Source organism: Paraburkholderia sp. JHI869, assembly GCF_038900775.1.
Classification (GTDB): domain Bacteria; phylum Pseudomonadota; class Gammaproteobacteria; order Burkholderiales; family Burkholderiaceae; genus Paraburkholderia.
The window spans coordinates 1-17,126 of record NZ_JAYMSC010000033.1 but is presented as its reverse complement, the minus strand read 5'-3'; the positions used below and the strand labels follow the sequence as shown (position 1 = coordinate 17,126).

17 protein-coding genes are annotated in these 17,126 nt (G+C 64.7%); 11 read left to right on the top strand and 6 right to left on the bottom strand.

What is annotated here, in order from left to right; translation table 11 throughout:
* Positions 1-33: 33 nt before the first annotated feature.
* The 5 genes from VSR72_RS35880 to VSR72_RS35860 form a co-directional block, all read right to left on the bottom strand.
* On the bottom strand, positions 34-1,521 hold the full coding sequence (locus VSR72_RS35880; RefSeq protein ID WP_342956978.1) for an MdtP family multidrug efflux transporter outer membrane subunit: 1,488 nt from the start codon (positions 1,519-1,521) through the stop codon (positions 34-36).
* The gene (locus VSR72_RS35875) at positions 1,518-3,626 is read right to left on the bottom strand and encodes an FUSC family protein (RefSeq protein ID WP_342956977.1); all 2,109 of its coding nucleotides are present in this window, start codon (positions 3,624-3,626) and stop codon (positions 1,518-1,520) included. Before VSR72_RS35875 ends, VSR72_RS35880 begins: the two co-directional genes overlap by 4 nt.
* 9 nt (positions 3,627-3,635) lie before the next feature.
* On the bottom strand, positions 3,636-4,694 hold the full coding sequence (gene mdtN, locus VSR72_RS35870) for a multidrug transporter subunit MdtN (RefSeq protein WP_342956976.1): 1,059 nt from the start codon (positions 4,692-4,694) through the stop codon (positions 3,636-3,638).
* Between the two features lie 20 nt (positions 4,695-4,714).
* Positions 4,715-4,999 carry a YtcA family lipoprotein gene (locus tag VSR72_RS35865; RefSeq protein ID WP_342956975.1) on the bottom strand — a complete coding sequence of 95 codons (285 nt, stop codon included), beginning with the start codon at positions 4,997-4,999 and terminating at the stop codon, positions 4,715-4,717.
* A gap of 401 nt (positions 5,000-5,400) precedes the next feature.
* Positions 5,401-6,297, bottom strand: a complete 897-nt coding sequence (locus VSR72_RS35860; RefSeq protein WP_342956974.1) for a LysR family transcriptional regulator — start codon at positions 6,295-6,297, stop codon at positions 5,401-5,403.
* Between the two features lie 98 nt (positions 6,298-6,395).
* On the opposite strand from VSR72_RS35860, the gene VSR72_RS35855 reads away from it, so the two are divergent.
* The 10 genes from VSR72_RS35855 to denD all read left to right on the top strand — a co-directional run bounded on the left by VSR72_RS35855 (position 6,396) and on the right by denD (position 16,361).
* Entirely contained in the window at positions 6,396-7,700 is a 1,305-nt protein-coding gene (locus tag VSR72_RS35855; RefSeq protein ID WP_342956973.1) for a citrate:proton symporter, read from the top strand.
* Between the two features lie 18 nt (positions 7,701-7,718).
* Positions 7,719-9,092, top strand: a complete 1,374-nt coding sequence (locus tag VSR72_RS35850; RefSeq protein ID WP_342956972.1) for an acyclic terpene utilization AtuA family protein — start codon at positions 7,719-7,721, stop codon at positions 9,090-9,092.
* Entirely contained in the window at positions 9,079-9,393 is a 315-nt protein-coding gene (locus tag VSR72_RS35845) for a hypothetical protein (protein ID WP_342956971.1), read from the top strand. Before VSR72_RS35850 ends, VSR72_RS35845 begins: the two co-directional genes overlap by 14 nt.
* Before the next feature lie 83 nt (positions 9,394-9,476).
* Complete coding sequence (locus VSR72_RS35840; RefSeq protein WP_342956970.1) at positions 9,477-10,181, top strand: FadR/GntR family transcriptional regulator; 705 nt, start codon at positions 9,477-9,479, stop codon at positions 10,179-10,181.
* Between the two features lie 17 nt (positions 10,182-10,198).
* On the top strand, positions 10,199-11,089 hold the full coding sequence (ltnD, locus tag VSR72_RS35835; protein WP_342956969.1) for an L-threonate dehydrogenase: 891 nt from the start codon (positions 10,199-10,201) through the stop codon (positions 11,087-11,089).
* 28 nt (positions 11,090-11,117) lie between these two features.
* Positions 11,118-12,434, top strand: a complete 1,317-nt coding sequence (gene otnK, locus VSR72_RS35830; protein ID WP_342956968.1) for a 3-oxo-tetronate kinase — start codon at positions 11,118-11,120, stop codon at positions 12,432-12,434.
* Entirely contained in the window at positions 12,431-13,087 is a 657-nt protein-coding gene (locus VSR72_RS35825) for an aldolase (protein WP_342956967.1), read from the top strand. Before otnK ends, VSR72_RS35825 begins: the two co-directional genes overlap by 4 nt.
* An 85-nt stretch (positions 13,088-13,172) precedes the next feature.
* The gene (locus tag VSR72_RS35820; protein WP_342956966.1) at positions 13,173-14,510 is read left to right on the top strand and encodes an MFS transporter; all 1,338 of its coding nucleotides are present in this window, start codon (positions 13,173-13,175) and stop codon (positions 14,508-14,510) included.
* A 26-nt stretch (positions 14,511-14,536) separates the two neighbouring features.
* A complete protein-coding gene (gene otnI, locus VSR72_RS35815; RefSeq protein WP_342956965.1) occupies positions 14,537-15,325 on the top strand; it encodes a 2-oxo-tetronate isomerase in 789 nt (262 codons plus the stop codon).
* A gap of 46 nt (positions 15,326-15,371) precedes the next feature.
* A complete protein-coding gene (gene denD / locus VSR72_RS35810; RefSeq protein ID WP_342956964.1) occupies positions 15,372-16,361 on the top strand; it encodes a D-erythronate dehydrogenase in 990 nt (329 codons plus the stop codon).
* Between the two features lie 66 nt (positions 16,362-16,427).
* Here the strand turns inward: denD and VSR72_RS35805 are convergent, their stop codons facing one another.
* A complete protein-coding gene (locus VSR72_RS35805; protein ID WP_342956963.1) occupies positions 16,428-16,835 on the bottom strand; it encodes an OsmC family protein in 408 nt (135 codons plus the stop codon).
* A 53-nt stretch (positions 16,836-16,888) separates the two neighbouring features.
* Here VSR72_RS35805 and VSR72_RS35800 point away from each other — a divergent pair.
* A partial coding sequence (locus VSR72_RS35800; protein ID WP_342956962.1) for a hypothetical protein occupies positions 16,889-17,126 on the top strand: 238 nt, incomplete at its 3' end.

The window sequence follows — 17,126 nt, the reverse complement described above, 5'->3', positions numbered from 1 at the left end:
AGGTGAACACGCGAGGCATGGTACTGCAAACGATCAGCGCGGCTTCAGCTCGACGGGCGACTCGGCGCGATAACCCCCGCCTAGCGCTTTCGTCAGCGTAATGTCCTGCCCAATGATTTCGCCTCGCAGTGCGAGCAGTGCAACCTGTTCCGCGATCACCGGCTGGCGCGCCTCGAGTGCCGTGAGCCGGCTGCTGAGGCCGCGCTGGTAGTGGGCTTCGGCGCTGTCGCCCGCAAAGGCAATGGACTCGACCTTGCGGCGCTGCAAATCGAACTGCGTATCGAGCGCCTGCAACCGGCTGCCGGCTTGTGCAACATCTCGCACGGCGTTGAGCACGGCTTCGTTGTACTGATCGATCAGCATGTTGCTCTGCGCGCGCTCGCCGCCCAGATGCGCGTTGAGCAGGCCGCCATCGAAGATAGGCAGGGTGAGGCCGGGTATCAGGTTGATCTGCTGGCTCGCATGCGTGAAAAGATCCGCGAGATGCAGCGCGTTGACGCCGAAAAACGCCCGGATGTCGAAGCTCGGATAGAACGCGGCCTTCGCTGCGTCGATGCGGCTGAACGACGCCTGTACATACCAGCGCAACGCCTGCAGGTCGGGCCGCCGCGCAAGCAGTTCGTAGGAGAGCGTGGCGGGCAATGCCGCCTGCTGCGTGGGCAGCGGCGCCGGCGTAATGACGGGCAGATCGTGAGGCCCCGCGCCGATCAGCGCGCGCAACGACTCGCGATACCCCACGATGCGGTTCTGCGCCGAGACGAGCTGCTCCTCGATGGCCAGTTGCAGCGCCTTCGCGGCTTCCAGCTCGGTGCGCGATTCGAGGCCGCGCGCCACCCGCGCCTCGTGAGCCGCCACGCTAAACGCGGCGATATCGCGCGATTGTTTGAGCAGATCGATGAGCGCGTAGGTGGTCTGAATGCCGTAGTACAACTGTGCGACGTCGGCGGAAATTTCGAGTTCGACGGCCGACGTTTCCGCGATCCGCGCGTTGTTCACGCCAAGCGCTGCGGCAACCTGCGCGCGTTGCTTGCCCCAGATGTCGATGTTCAGGCTCGCGCCGAGCCCCACGAGGCCCGTCGTGTACCAGGGGCCCGTCAGCCCTTCTGCCGGAATGTTCTCTGCGAACGGGCCGAGAAATCCGTTTGCCGAAACGTGTGTGCGGTCGAGCAACGCGATTGCCGTCACCTGAAGGCTCGATCCGGCGCTCACGAGTTCAACGTCGGATCTGGCCTGAGAAACGCGCGTGCGCGCGATGTGCATCGTCGGCGCGGTGCTGAGCGCCTGATCGATCAGGGCGTCGAGCTGCGGGTCGTTGTATTGCGTCCACCACCGTGCGGCCGGCCAGCCTTCCTGCGCGAGATGGATGTCGTCGGCGAGGTTGATCTGCTCGGGCGCGATCGTGGCATCCGGCTGGCCATTGTGATGGATGAGCGCGCAGCCCGCGACCATGCACGAGACGCAGGCTGCGATCACCGTGAGATGTCGCCACTTCAGGCGGTCAGGATCGCGTTGGGCCTTCATGTGCGCACCGCCTGTGACGACGCCGCAGCGGCCGGCGCTTCGATGTGCCAGTCGGGCAGGCCCGCGACTTGTCGCGACAACTCGTCCATCGCCGCGGCGATGGAATCATCGGGAACGGCGGTGACCGCGATGCGGGCAGGCGCATGAGCGGCAGGCGGATAGACCGCGAGATCGTCGGCGTAACGCTCGAGCGCCGCGGCGGCCTGGTCCTGAACGGCGCGCGCCGCGTCGACCGCGCGGGGGCTGGCGCGATCCGCCACGGCGAGCACGTTGTGGAGCGCGTTGCCCGCGAGTGCAATCTCGCGGCTTTGCGCGATCACGGTCTGCGCCCGCAGCGTGAGCAGCGCGTGCTCGCCTTCCTGCCAGTTCGGCTCGATCGTCACGCGCAGGAGCGTCGCTTCGCAATCGTCCAGTTGCGCCCATGTCTTGAGTTCGAGCTGGGCATGGGACGCGTCCTGCGCCGTGCCCGCGCTTGCCTGCGGCGCCCGCAAAAGCGTACTGATCGCACGCAGCAAGGCGGCGAGTTTCTGGCGCAGCACATCGCCTTCGCCCTCGCGCCAGAAGGACATCTGCACGAAGGTCGCGACGCCCACACCCAGCAGGATGCCCACCATCCGGTCGCGGATTTCGGTGAGATTCGTCGTCGGGCCGAAATCGGCGAGCAAGGACAGCGAAAAGGTGAACAACAGCTGAACACCAGCGTAGGCAATGCGTTCCGATCCGGCCGAGATCCAGCCCGCCAGCGCGATCACGGGCAGCATCATCAGCAACAGGCCGACGATGCTCTCCAGTTGCGGCACGACGAACACCACCATGAAGAGCGCAAGCCCGCTGCCCGCGAGCGCGCCCACGATGCGCAGCACGGCGCGTTGCGTCGATGCGCCGAGGCTGGGCAGCGCGACGATGATGCACGTCAGCATGATCGTGTGTATGCCTTGCCAGTCCACCGCGTTGTAGAACACGTAGCAGGCCAGTACGGCCGCCGTTGTCTTGATCGCAAAGCGGAAATAGGACGGGTTGGTCCACGCGTCGGGCGCGACCATGGGCTCGGCCGCAGCGGCTTTGGCCGCAGGTCTGCCGGCGCTGGCGGCGCTCGCGAAGACATCGGAGAACGCCCGCAGCGCGCGCTGCATTTCCGCGGAAGCCGGGAGGGCGTCCACGGCGGCGCGATCTTCGGGCGCGGTGCTCGTCACGTAGCGATACGGCGCGCGGGCCATGACCGCGGCGTCGAGCGCCTCGACGTTCGCGCGCAACTCGCGCAGCATCGCGACCTGCGAAGCGCTCGCGCCCGGCCATTCACGCGGCAGTCGGCTCGCGGCGCGAACGAGCCTCGACACTGTCGCGATGCACGCAAGCTGTAGCGCCTGATGCTCGCGATACTCAGGGTCGCGCATGGTCGAAAAGCGCAGCAGCTTTTGTAGCGTCAGCGCCCCTTGCTGCACGGCTGCGAGGGGAATCGGCTCGACGTTCGCCGCGCCCTCGATCAATTGCGTAAGGCGTGTTTGCACCGCGCTCAACTGGCGATGGATGGCCTCGCGAAGTTGACGCTGCGGCTCGACCGGCAGCAGCAGGGTGTTGACGATGAGCGTGAGCGCGATCGGGTAGTTCACGGCGACCCACACCCACAGCACGGCGCGGATGAGGAGCTCCGCCTGGTCGGTCCGATCGACGAAGCTCTGCACATAGATGATCACGATGGCGACGATGAAGAACACAACACCGATCTTCAGCACGCGAATCAGATAGATGCTGCAGAACAGCAGCACGGTCGCAACGACGATGCGCACCAGCGGGTAGTCGAAGGTGAACTTGAGCAGGAGGATCGACAGGCCAATGGCGAGCGTCGAGCCGACGATGAACATGAGCCCGACGAGTCGCGTCATCACCACGTTCGACTGCGTCACGTAGAACACGACCAGCAGCGAGAGCGCGGCCTCGGGCACTTCGAGCGCCATCGAGGCGACGATCACGATGGCGCTCGTCAGCATGCAGCGCAGCATCACGTTGGCGCGCCCGGGAAATGGCGCGAACTCGCGCTCGAGGAAGCCGCGCGCTTCATGCAGCCAGTCGGGCAGGGCGCCTGCGAGGGATTCGGCGATGGCCATGTGCGTACCTCAGTGGCGTTCGCCGTCGTTGCGCCGCTCGGGATGGAGCAACGCGACCGCCGACGTGCCCACGCGAAAGAGGTTCGGGTCGGGATCGTCGATGCGGATCTTCACGGGGAAGCGCTGCGAGACATGCACCCAGTTGATCGTGCGCTGGACGTGCGGCAGGCCGCCGGGCAGCGCGAGGCCGCCTTCGCTGGGCGCGACGCCATAGCTGATCGAGTCGACGGTGCCCTGAAAGCGGCGGCTCGTGTCGCTCATCAGATAGACGGTGGCGGGCGTGCCGGGGCGGATGCCCTTCAACTCGGTTTCGCGGAAATTGGCCACCACGTACCAGCGGCGCGTGTCGATGAGCGTGAAGATCGGTTTGAGCGCCGATGCGTACTGGCCCGTGGAGGTCGTCAGCGAGGCGATGCGTCCGTCGAACGGCGCTCGCACGGTGGCAAATTCGAGGTTCAGTTCGGCAATCGAGATCTCGGCCATCACGACGGCGCGTTGCGCGACCAGCGCATCCACGCCACTCACGGCCGCAGCGGCTTGCTGCGCCTGCAACTGTGCGGCATTCAGTTCGGCCTGGGTGGAGCGCTGTGCGGTGCGGGCATGATCGATGTCCTCGGCCGATACGAAGCCTTTCGACAAAAGCGGCTCCATGCGGTGCAGCGTATCGCTCGCCTGGGACGCGGCGGCCCGCGCGCGCTCGACCGCGGCGCGCACCGATTCGGCGTTGTACTGCTGGGCGTTGACGGTGCGCTGGGTCAGCTCGATCTGCCGGTCGAGCGCGACGAGCGATGCACGGCTGCGCGTGAGCGCGTCCTGAAACGGCCGCGGGTCGATCTGGAACAGCAGATCGCCTTGCCTGACGGCCTGGTTGTCGCGCACCGGCAGATCGATGATGCGTCCACTGACTTCGGGGACCATGTCGATCGTATCGGCGTAGACGTAGGCGTCGTCGGTACGGGGCGTGCGATCGAGCTGCCGGATCACGAAGAGCAGCAACAGCAGCGTCAGGACGAGCAGTACGATGACCGGCCATTTTCTCTTCGATGTCTTGCTGGCTGGAGTCGCCATGGCGTGCACCTGAAGAATTGTCAGTGTTGAAAGAAGATCAACCAGGCAATGAGTGAAAAGAACGTCACGAGCGTGGGGTAGACGAGCGCAGGCGGCCCCAGCAGCCGGTCATGGCTCACGCGTTTGAGCGCGAGGAAAGTGAGGATGGCGAGCACGACGCCCGCAACGATGCAGAACAGCCAGCCGGGAAAGTAGGCGCCGACCACCGCGATCGAGGGCGACACGGCACAGCCTTGCAGAAGCAGGGACGCTGCGCAAGCCATGCACACTGCGCGCCGCGAATGGATGGTGCTTCCGGGTGGCATGAAAGTGCTCTCCACGTAATCGATCTTCGGCATGCAAGGCAGAACGCGCTCATTGAGCCGTGTGTCCCGCTCGAATGGCGCTGGCAACCATTCGTGTTGCCTGATCAACGTACACGAGCGAGGGCGCTGTCAGGTTAGTGAAGTCGTATCGTAGGTTGTGCGTATGTATACGACGAAATCGCTTAGCCACAGCCGTCCAGTGCGCTGCTACTTCCGCTTCCGACGGAAGCTTACGCGAGATGGAGGAGTGGCCGCGCGAACGTGGCGTGCTGGTGAGCGACGAGTTCGAAGCGGGTTGAGAAGCGGGTTGCGAAGCGCGCGAGAGAGCCCGGATTGAGCAGTATCGGCAGTGGCGCCGGCAAGGCAAAAGACCTTGGTCTCATGTTTCAGCGCCCCAGAGCTCAGTCCGGCGGCTTGCCGCCAAGGTCGACTGTATCGACAAAGTCCTCGGTCACGCGAGGCAATGTACGGCCGCGCTTCTTGACGAGCGCAATCGGGCGCACGAACGCCGGATCGTCGATGGGCCGCGTAACGAGCCCGCGCTCGGCATGCACTTCGCGAGCGGACTCAGGCAGAACGGAGATTCCGAGTCCGCCGCGCACCATTGCGACGGCGGTCATCATGTACATCGGCTCGCACGCGATATCGGGCGTGCAACGCGAGTTCGACAGCGCGGCATCCACCACCGCGCGCACACTGGTTCCCGGCGCGGTCAGCACGAGCGGCATCGACGCGAAATCGTCGACCGTTACCGTGCGCTTGCGGGCAAGCGGGTGGGTCTTCGGACAAACGATCACGAGCCGGTCCTCGCCCGTTTGCAGGACATCGAGCGTCGCATCCACGCTGTGGCCGCCCGTCAGCCCGATATCGACCTCTTCGTTGCGCACGAGTGCGTTGACGGCGCTCGCAACGACATCGCGGACCTGAAACCGCGCCTGCGGCACACGCTGGCGAAACGTCTGAATGAGTTCGGGCAGCGCACTGGCTGCGAAGGTCGGCAGACACGCGAGCCGCACCGTGCCGCTCGAGCCGTCGCCGAGTGCGCGCGCATCTCGCAGCGCCTGCTCCATATCGTTGAGCGAGCGCGTGAGGATAGGCAGCAATTCGCGGCCCGTTTGCGTGAGCGCCACGCTGCGGCTGTTGCGATCGAACAGTCGCGCGCCCACCGTTTCCTCGAGCCGGCGGATCTGCACGGTGAGCGCGGGCTGCGATAAATGCAGCCGGGCGGCCGCGCGCGTGAAGTTGCCCGCGTGGGCCACGGTCACGAAAGCACGAATGTCGCGGAGATTGAGATCCATAACGAACTGTGATTACTGCGATCAAATCATTTCAATTGCGTTATTGCAGCGCCGAACTTACGCTGGTCCGCACTAAAAGACAAGACTGGAGACACAACATGCTGCCTTTGCTGGGGCTCGTCACAATCGTGGTACTGCTGGCCGCGATTCTTTCAAAACGCATGTCGCCGCTCGTCGCGCTCATCATCGTGCCGATCGCCGCGTCGCTGATCGGCGGATTCGGCCTGCAGACGAGCAAATTCGTCATCGACGGATTGAAGAGTCTCGCGCCCGTCGTCGGCATGTTCGTGTTCGCGATTCTCTATTTCGGCACGATCACGGACGCGGGCACGCTCGATCCGATCATCGACCGCATCCTGCGCACGGTCGGCACCAAACCGACGCGCATCGTGGTGGGCACGACGCTGCTCGCGCTGCTGATTCACCTCGACGGCTCGGGCGCCGTGTGCTTTCTCGTCACGATCCCCGCCATGCTGCCGCTGTACGAGCGCCTGAACATGGACAAGCGCGTGCTGGCCGCGGCCGTTTCGATGGCGGCGGGCATCAACTTCCTGCCGTGGACGGGGCCGATGATCCGCGCATCGGCGTCGCTGCATTTGCCGATTTCAGCGCTTTTCAATCCGCTGATTCCGATACAGGCGATCGGCCTCGTGTTCGTGTTCAGCATGGCCTGGTGGCTCGGCTGGCGCGAGGAAAAGCGCCTCGGCTATTCGTCCGCGGGCGGCTCAATTCCGCTGCCCAAACGCGAACTCACGCCCGAGGAACAGGCGCTGCGCCGCCCGAAGAACTTCTGGTTCAACATCGTGCTGACGATCATCGTGCTCGGCACCATGGTCGTGATGGGCGAGAAGATTCCGCCCGCGATCATGTTCATGGTGGGCCTGTGCATCGCGCTGATGGTGAACTACCCGAACGTCGACATGCAGCGCAAGCGCATCGACGCGCACGCGCGCGCCGCGCTGATGATGGCGGGCATTCTGCTCGCCGCGGGTGTGTTCACCGGCATCATGCAGGGCAGCGGCATGCTCAAGGCGATGGCGCAGGCGGCGGTCGGCTTCGTGCCGCCTTCGTTCGCGGGGCAGATTCCGGTTGCGCTCGGCGTGCTGTCGATGCCGCTCTCCATGCTCTTCGACCCCGATTCGTTTTATTTCGGTGTCCTGCCGGTGATTGCCGAAGTGGCCTCTCAGCTCGGCGTACCGGCGGTGCATATCGGGCAGGCCGCGCTGCTCGGCCAGATGACCACCGGCTTTCCCGTGAGCCCGCTCACGCCCGCGACGTTTCTCGTCGTCGGCCTGTGCGGCATCGATCTCGCGGATCATCAGAAGTTCACGTTCCCGCTGCTGTTCGGCGCGTCGATCGTCATGACGATCGCGTGCGTCGTGCTGGGCGTGTTTACGCTGTAACCAGGAGTTGTCGACGTCATGAATCCGGTTGAATCATCAAGGCGCGTGCGCATAGGCGCGGGCGCAGGCTACTCGGGCGACCGCATCGAGCCCGCTGTCGAACTTGCGGAGCACGGTGCGCTGGATTACCTCGTATTCGAATGCCTCGCGGAACGCACGGTCGCGATCGCTCAGCAGACGCGCCGTCACCATCCCGACCTCGGCTACGATCCGCTGCTCGAAGCGCGCATGCGCGCCGTACTGCCAGTGGCGGTGAAGAATCGCGTACGCATTATTTCGAACATGGGCGCGGCCAATCCGCGCGCAGCGGCGATCAAGACCGCGCAGATCGCGCAGGAGCTTGGCCTGAGCGGACTGAAGATCGCCGCTGTCACCGGCGACGACGTGCTCGATGTCGTCCTGCAATCCAAACTGCGCTTCGAAGAGTCCGGCGACGACGTCAGCCGCTACACGGACCGCATCGTCTCGGCGAATGCGTATCTCGGCGCGGCGCCTATCGTCGAAGCGCTCGCGGCGGGCGCGGATATCGTGCTGACGGGGCGCGTCGCGGACCCGTCGTTGTTCACGGCGCCGCTCATTCACGAGTTCGGCTGGCGCATGGACGACTGGAACACGCTCGGGCAGGCGACCGTCGTCGGTCATTTGCTCGAATGCGCCGGGCAGGTGACAGGCGGCTACTTCGCCGATCCCGGCTACAAGGACGTGCCGAATCTCGCGCGGCTGGGTTTTCCGATTGGCGAAGTGAGCGCCGATGGCAGCGTCGTCGTGACGAAGGTGCCGCATGCGGGCGGCCGCGTGACCGAGGCGACGTGCAAGGAGCAATTGCTCTACGAGATTCACGATCCGCAGCGCTATTTTCAGCCCGATGTCGTCGCGGACTTCTCCGGGGTACGAGTCGTAGAGGAAGCGCAGGACCGCGTGCGCGTGACAGGTGGACGCGGTAACACTCGCACTGGCACGCTGAAGGTGTCGGTCGCGTATGTCGATGGCTACATCGGAGAGGGGCAGATTTCGTACGGTGGACCGGGCGCGGTCGAGCGTGCGCGGCTTGCGCTCGACATCGTGCGGGAGCGCCTGGCGACCACGGGCGTCGACACCAGCGAACTGCGCTTCGACCTGATCGGCGTGAATGCGCTCTATGGCGAAGCACTCGCGGCAAGTCACGCCGAGCCGTTTGAGGTGCGCGTTCGCGTGGCAGGGCGCGTGGCGAACGTAAAGGAAGCGGCGCGCATCGGCAACGAGGTCGAAACGCTCTACACCAACGGGCCTGCGGGCGGTGGCGGCGTCACCAAAGCGACTCGCGAGGTGCTTGCCGTGCAGTCCGTGCTGCTGCCGCGCGAACACGTGAGTCCGGCTGTCCAATTTGTCGAGGCAAGCGATGAAACTGCGTGAACTGGCCCACGGCCGCACCGGCGACAAAGGCAATACGCTGAATATTTCGGTGATCTGCTACGACGCGAAACATTACGCCCATCTGCGCAATGTCTTGACGCCGGAGCGCGTCAAGGCTCACCTCGCCGACGTGGTCAAAGGCGATGTCGTGCGCTACGAACTGCCGCTTCTGGGCGCGTTCAACTTCGTGCTCGGCAACGCGCTCGGGGGGGGCGTCACGCGTTCGCTGGCGCTGGACGCGCACGGCAAGTCGATGAGCATGGCGCTCCTCGATATCGAAGTGGAAGACCTTCCGGGCTGAACGAGATGTTCAGGGTTCACCCTGGTGCCTGTTCGTCCGCGAAAATTTGTATGATGACCCGATGACATGGTGAATCTGATGATATGTTCGAGAAAATTCCCGCAAAGGCGCTGAGCGATACGGTTGCACAACAGCTGCTCGCGCAGATCGACAAGGGCACGTTCGCGCGCGGCGGCAAGCTGCCGACGGAGGCCGTGCTCGCGCAGGAGTTCGGCGTCAGCCGCACGGTGATCCGCGAGGCCATTTCGCGTCTGAAGAACGAAGGCGTGGTCGAACCGCGGCAGGGCAGCGGCGTGTATGTATCCGCGCATGGCGCGATCCGGCCGTTGCGCATCGACTATGCGGAAGCGATGGAAGGCGGCTCGGTGCTGCAGATCCTCGCGGTGCGCCGCGCGATCGAAGCCGAAGTCGCGGCGGAAGCCGCCATGCGGCGCACCGACGCCGACATGATGGCCATCGACGCCGCGCTTAAAAAGATCGACGAAGCCGTCACCGAAGGCCGCGATGGCGTGGCCGAAGACGTCGCGTTTCACCGTGCGATCGCGACTGTTACGGGCAATCCGTACTTCCTGAAGACGCTGACGTTTCTCAATCAATACCTCGAAGCGGGCACGGTCGTCACGCGCCGCAACGAGGCGCTGCGCGAAGACTTCTCGCGCCAGGTGCGCGACGAGCACGCCGCGATCGCCGCGGCGATCCGCGCAGGCGACCCCATGGCCGCGCGCAACGCCGCACAAACGCACATGTACAACGCGGCGCGCCGTTTGGCCGAAGCCGGTATCTGCTGATTCGTAGAGGAAAGGGTATGTCGAGAAATGTCGGAGTGATCGGTCTGGGCGCGATGGGCATGGGTGTCGCGCGTTCGCTGTTGCGCGGCGGTTTCAACGTCCATGCGTGCGACGTGCGCCGCGAAGTGCTCGACCAGCTCGTAGCCGATGGCGGCACGGCCTGCGCGAATCCCGCCGAGCTTGGCGCGCAGTGCGATGTGGTCGTCACGCTCGTCGTCAATGCAGCGCAAACGGAAACGGTGCTGTTCGGCGAGCAGGGCGCGGTCAAATCGATGAAGCCGGGCGGCGTGGTGATCGCTTGCGCGACCGTTGCGCCCGACTTTGCGATCGACCTCGGCCGCCGCGTGGAAGCGGCCGGCCTGCAAATGCTCGATGCGCCTGTTTCGGGCGGCGCGGCACGCGCCGCCTCGGGCGAGATGACAATGATGACGTCCGGGCCGGCCGCCGCGTATGCCGCCTGTGAGGACGTGCTCGCCGCGATGGCGGGCAAGGTGTACCGGCTCGGCGAGCAGCATGGCGCGGGCTCGAAGGTGAAGATCATCAACCAGTTGCTCGCGGGCGTGCATATCGCCGCCGCCGCCGAGGCGATGGCGCTCGGCCTGCGCGAAGGCGTCGATCCCGACGCGCTCTACGACGTGATCACGCACAGCGCCGGCAACTCGTGGATGTTCGAGAACCGCGTGCCGCACATTCTCAACGGCGACTACACGCCGCTCTCGGCCGTCGACATCTTCGTCAAGGATCTCGGCCTCGTGCTCGATACCGCGCGACGCTCGAAGTTTCCGCTGCCGTTGTCGGCGGCTGCGCACCAGATGTTCATGATGGCTTCGACGGCCGGTCACGGCGGCGAAGACGACTCCGCCGTCATCAAGATTTTCCCGGGCATCGATGTGCCCGCGAAGCGCTGAGCGGGAAGGGCGCAACGACATGACGCACATGAACGCCTCTGCCGGCAAGCCGCTGCTCGGCTGCATCGCCGACGATTTCACGGGCGCGACCGATCTCGCGAACATGCTGGTGCGCGGCGGCATGCGCACCGTTCAGACGATCGGCGTGCCCGGCGCCGACATGCGCATCGAAGCCGACGCGCTCGTGGTCGCGCTGAAGTCGCGCACGATCGACGCCGCCGACGCCGTGGCGCAGTCGCTAGCCGCGCTCGAATGGCTGCGTGCGCAAGGCTGCCGCCAGTTCTTCTTCAAGTACTGCTCGACCTTCGATTCGACCGATAAAGGCAACATCGGGCCCGTCGCCGACGCGCTCCTCAACGCACTAACGCCAGGCGACGGCGCCGTACCGTTCACCATCGCGTGCCCCGCGTTTCCGGAAAACGGCCGCACGATTTATCGCGGGCATCTGTTCGTCGGCGACGTGCTGCTCAATGAGTCGGGCATGGAGCATCATCCGCTCACGCCGATGACGGACGCGAACCTCGTGCGCGTGCTGCAACGGCAGACTCGCTCGAAAGTTGGCCTCCTGCGCTACGACGCGGTGGCGCAAGGCGCACAAGCCGTGTGCGCATCGATCGACGCGTTGCGCGCCGAAGGCGTGCGCATGGCAATCGCCGACGCCGTCTCGGACGCCGATCTCTACACGCTCGGGCAAGCGTGCGCGGACTTGCCGCTGATCACGGGCGGCTCCGGTGTCGCGCTCGGCCTGCCCGCGAATTTCCGCCGCGCCGGTTTGCTCGCCGATGCCGCCGATGCGGGCGAGCTGCCGCGTATCGAAGGCGCATCGGCGGTGCTGGCGGGCAGTGCGTCGAAAGCGACGAATGCCCAGGTTGCCGCGTGGCGCCAGGCGCGTCCTGCGTTCCGCATCGATCCGCTCGCGGCGGCGCGCGGCGAGCCCGTTGTCGAGCACGCGTTGGCTTTCGCGCGCGAGCACATGAACGCGGCACAGCCGCAGCCCGTGCTGATCTACGCGACAGCATTGCCCGACGAAGTGAAAGCGACGCAGCGCGAACTCGGCGTGGCGCAAGCCGGGGAACTGGTCGAGCGCACGCTCGCAGCGATTGCGCGCGGTCTGCGCGATCTCGGCGTGCGCAAGTTCGTCGTCGCGGGCGGCGAGACCTCGGGCGCCGTGGTGCAGGCGCTGGGCGTCGACACGCTGCGTATCGGCAAGCAGATCGATCCGGGTGTGCCCGCAACCGCCACCATCGGCGCCGAGCCGCTTGCGCTTGCCCTCAAATCCGGCAACTTCGGTGCGGTCGACTTCTTTGCGAAGGCGCTGCGTATGCTCGACGGAGACGCGCAATGACAGCCGCGATTCATACGAGCGACGAAGCGAAGATCCGCGAAGAGATCTGCGTCACGGGCGCGAGCCTGTACGAGCGCGGTTACACCGTGGGCAGCGCGGGCAACATCAGCGCGCGACTCGACGACGGCTGGCTGATCACGCCGACCGATGCGTGCCTGGGCCGCCTCGATCCCGCAGAAATCGCCAAAGTCGATCTCGATGGCAACGCGGTTTCGGGCGGCAAGCCTTCAAAAACGCTGGCGCTGCATCGCGGCGTGTACGAGCGCAACCGCGAAGCGCGCGGCATCGTGCACACGCATTCGACCCACCTTGTCGCGCTGACGCTCGCAGGCGTCTGGAGCGACGCCGACGTGCTGCCGCCCATCACGCCGTATTACGTGATGAAAGTCGGCCACATTCCGCTAATTCGCTACAAGCGCCCTGGCGATCCGCAAGTGGCGCAACAGATCGCCGCGCTTGCCGACAGCGTGCGCGGCGTGCTGCTCGAACGGCTCGGGCCGGTCGTTTGGGAGCGTTCCGTTTCACAGGCTTCGTGCGTGATCGAAGAACTGGAAGAGACGGCGCGCTTGTGGCTGATGACGAACCCGCGTCCCGCGCCGCTCGGCGACAGCGCGCTCGACGAGTTGCGTACGGTGTTCGGCGCGCGGTGGTAACGAGTTCGAACGCATCGAGCTTTCTGCGTGTCCACGCAGACCATTAGTATCACTAACATTAAAGAAAGCCGGAAGGAGACAACGCATGACAAGCTATCAGGCGGCATCCGTTCGCCCTGCAACAACCGCCGCCGCAGCCGGGCAACCCGGCGCGGCCGAAATCGAACGCACCTATGGCAAGGTGTTCTGGCGCATCGTGCCGTTTCTGATGCTGTGTTATGTGGTCGCGTATCTGGACCGCGTCAACGTGGGTTTTGCGAAGCTGCAAATGTCGCAGGACCTCGCGTTCAGCGAGACCGTATTCGGCCTCGGCGCGGGCGTGTTCTTCGTCGGCTACTTTCTTTTCGAGCTGCCCAGCAACATCCTGATGCATCGGCTCGGCGCGCGTATCTGGATTGCGCGCATCATGATCACGTGGGGCCTGCTTTCTGCCGTGTTCGTATTCGTACGGACTCCAACGCAGTTCTATGCGCTGCGCTTTCTGCTCGGTCTCGCCGAAGCGGGCTTCTATCCCGGCGTCATTCTCTATCTCACGTACTGGTTCCCGTCGCATCGTCGCGCAAAGATCATCGCGGTGTTCATGTCTGCGATTCCGGTTTCGGGCATTTTCGGCAATCCGTTGTCCGGCTGGATCATGCAGACCTTCGATTCGCATCACGGCTTTGCGGGCTGGCAATGGATGTTCGTGATCGAAGCGGTGCCGGCCATCGCCATCGGTATCGCGACGATCCTGTATCTCGACAACGGCATTGCCAGCGCGAAATGGCTCACGCCGCGCGAAAAGAAACTGCTCGCCGACGAAATCGCCGCGCAGCCACAGGAAGCAGCGAAGTCGCATTCGCTGGGCGAGGTGTTTCGCGATCCGCGCACGTGGTGGATGTCGCTGATCTATTTCGCGTTCGTCACGGGCCAGTACGGACTCACGTTCTGGATGCCGACACTCGTGAAATCGACCGGCGTGACGGGCGCATTCGAAATCGGCCTGCTGAGCGCGATTCCGTTTCTCGTCGCGATCGTCGTGATGAACGTGATGGGGCACAGCGCGGACAAGCGCCGCGAGCGTCGCTGGCATCTGATCGGGCCGGCGCTCGCGGGCGCAGTCGGCTTCACGGTCGCGGCTTCGTTCGCGAACAACACGGCCGTGTCGATCGTGTTCCTTTCGATTGCCGCTGCGGGTGTGTTGACCTGCGCGCCGCTCTTCTGGTCGCTGCCCACGGCGTTCATGTCCGGCGCGACGGCGGCCGCGGGCATCGCGATCATCAATTCGATCGGCAATCTCGCGGGCTTCGCAAGCCCGTATATGATCGGCTATCTTAAGGATCTCACGCACAGCACGCAGTCGGGCATGTACGTGCTTGCCGCGATGCTCGTGATCGGCGCGCTCGCCGTCTGGCTGACGCCCGCTCGGCTCGTGAACCGCTAAACACCCGTATTCAAGGAGTTGCTTCGATGCCACGCTTCGCCGCCAATCTGTCGATGATGTACAACGAGCACGCGTTTCTCGACCGTTTCGCCGCCGCCGCGCGCGACGGTTTCGAGGCCGTGGAGTTCTTGTTTCCGTATGAGTTTCCGGCCGCTGACATCAAGGCGCGGCTTACCGAAAACGGCCTGACTCAAGCGCTTTTCAATGCGCCGCCGGGCGACTGGGCGGCGGGCGAACGCGGCATGGCATCGTTGCCGGGCCGCGAGGACGAATTTTGCCGCAGCATCGAGACCGCGCTCGAATACGCGCGTGTGCTCGGCAACGACAAGCTGCATGTGATGGCCGGTCTCATCAAGCCGGAGCAATCGCGCGTCGCGCATCGCGAGGTGTATCTGAAGAACCTCGCGTATGCGGCGAAGGCCGCCCAGGCGGACGGGATCACCGTCGTCATCGAGCCGATCAACACGCGCGACATTCCCGGCTTCTTTCTGAACCGGCAGGACGACGCGCAGGCTATCTGCGCGGAAGTCGGCGCGCCGAACCTGAAAGTGCAGTTCGATCTCTATCACTGCCAGATCGTCGAAGGCGATCTCGCCGTCAAGCTCAAGCGCGACATGAAGGGCATCGGGCATATCCAGATTGCGGGCGTGCCCGAGCGTCACGAGCCGGATATCGGCGAAGTGAACTATCCGTATCTGTTCTCGCTGATCGACGAACTCGGCTACGACGGCTGGATCGGTTGCGAATACCGGCCGCGCGCAGGCACGTCGGAAGGGCTCGGATGGATCAGGCCGTATGTGAAGGCGCGTGCCTGATACGTGCCTGAGCGCATTGAACGGACACTTAAGGAACAACAGGAACATGAAAGTACTGATCACGGGCGGTGCGGGATTTCTTGGCCAGCGTCTCGCGCGCGAACTGCTCGCACGCGGCGAACTAAAGGGCGCGGACGGACTGCGTGAGCCGATCACCGAACTGGTGTTGCTCGACGTCGTCGCGGCGCCGGGGCCGAATGACGAACGCGTGCGTGTGGAAGTCGGCGACATAGCCGAGCGCAGCGTGCTCGAGCGTGTGATCGACGATAAGACCGCGGCGATTTTCCATCTCGCGGCGATCGTCAGCGGCCAGGCGGAAGCGGACTTCGATCTCGGCATGCGGATCAATCTCGACGCGTCGCGGCTGCTGCTCGACGTGTGCCGCGAGCGCGGGCATAAGCCGCGCGTCGTGTTTACGAGTTCGGTCGCCGTCTATGGCGGCGATCTGCCTGATGTCGTGCTCGATGAAACCGCGTTGAACCCGCAGTCGTCGTATGGCGCGCAGAAGGCCGTCGCAGAATTGCTGCTCAATGACTTCTCGCGGCGCGGTTTCGTCGATGGCCGCGTGCTGCGCCTGCCGACCATCAGCGTGCGGCCGGGCAAGCCGAACGCGGCGGCGTCCTCGTTTGCGAGCGGCATTATTCGCGAGCCACTGAATGGCGAGCCGGCCGTATGCCCGGTGAGCGGTTCGACGCGGTTGTGGCTGCTGTCGCCACGCAAGGCGATCGAATGTCTGATCGCGGGCTGCGAGATCGACGGCGCAGCGCTAGGGAACCGGCGCACGGTGAATTTGCCCGGCGTGTCGGTGACGGTCGACGACATGATCGCCGCGCTGCGCGAAGTGGCGGGCGATGCTGTTGCGGCACGGATCGAATGGAAGGCGGATGAGCGTGTCGAGAAGATCGTCGGTAGCTGGCCCGCGCAGTGGGACGTTGCGCGCGCGACCGAGCTTGGGCTGCAAGGCGACGCGTCGTTCAGGGACATCGTGCGCGCGTTCGTCGACGATGAGCTCGGCGGGAAGATTCTGCAGCGTTGATTGCGCGGCTTTTCGTCATTACTTTGTAATAACAGGGGCAGCGACGGGTTGATTCTGGCGCCTGCGTCACGCAACGCGCAGCGTCGTATCGATGCGCGTGCCCCGCTTGATGAAGAGCGTGACTGGCGTCTTTTCGCAGATTTCGGCAAGGCGTGCGCGCTGCGCTTCTTCGAGCGGTCCGTCAACCGCGACGCCGCGGCGGATGTACTGGGTTCCATCGTGATCGGCATGCAGGCTGACCTCGACGGCGATCGTGGCGGCGGGCCACGTCTTGCGCTGCATGTACATGCGCAGCGTGGCGGCCGTGCATGCAGCAAGCCCGGACAGCACGAACGCGAATGGCGCGGGGCCGCGATCCTGGCCACCTTCGTGCGGGCCTTCGTCACCGGTCAGCGCGTGGCGGCCAGCCTCGATGGCGACGACGTAGTTGGGCGCGTCGCCGGCGAGGCGCGCAGTTGCAGAAGCGAGCGGCATGGGTAACTCCTCGAATGTGGTGCGATCTCGTGCGCGAGACCCGTTGAAAGAACGTGGCTGAAAACTCAGTCGAGCTGCGCGACGATCGCCTTGGCTCGCTCGACTATGGCATGGTCAGGGCAAAAAGCGGACATTTCAAAAAAGCCGTAGCATCAAATGTCATGGCCAGATACAGATGTCGTCCTGCCAGCCATTTACAGATGTCGCATCTTTCTCTGTTTCTGTGTTCACTCATTGTTGAAGGTCAGCGGTTGAAGCAGCAGGGCGCCTGCGTTCAGCGGACCCTGGCTG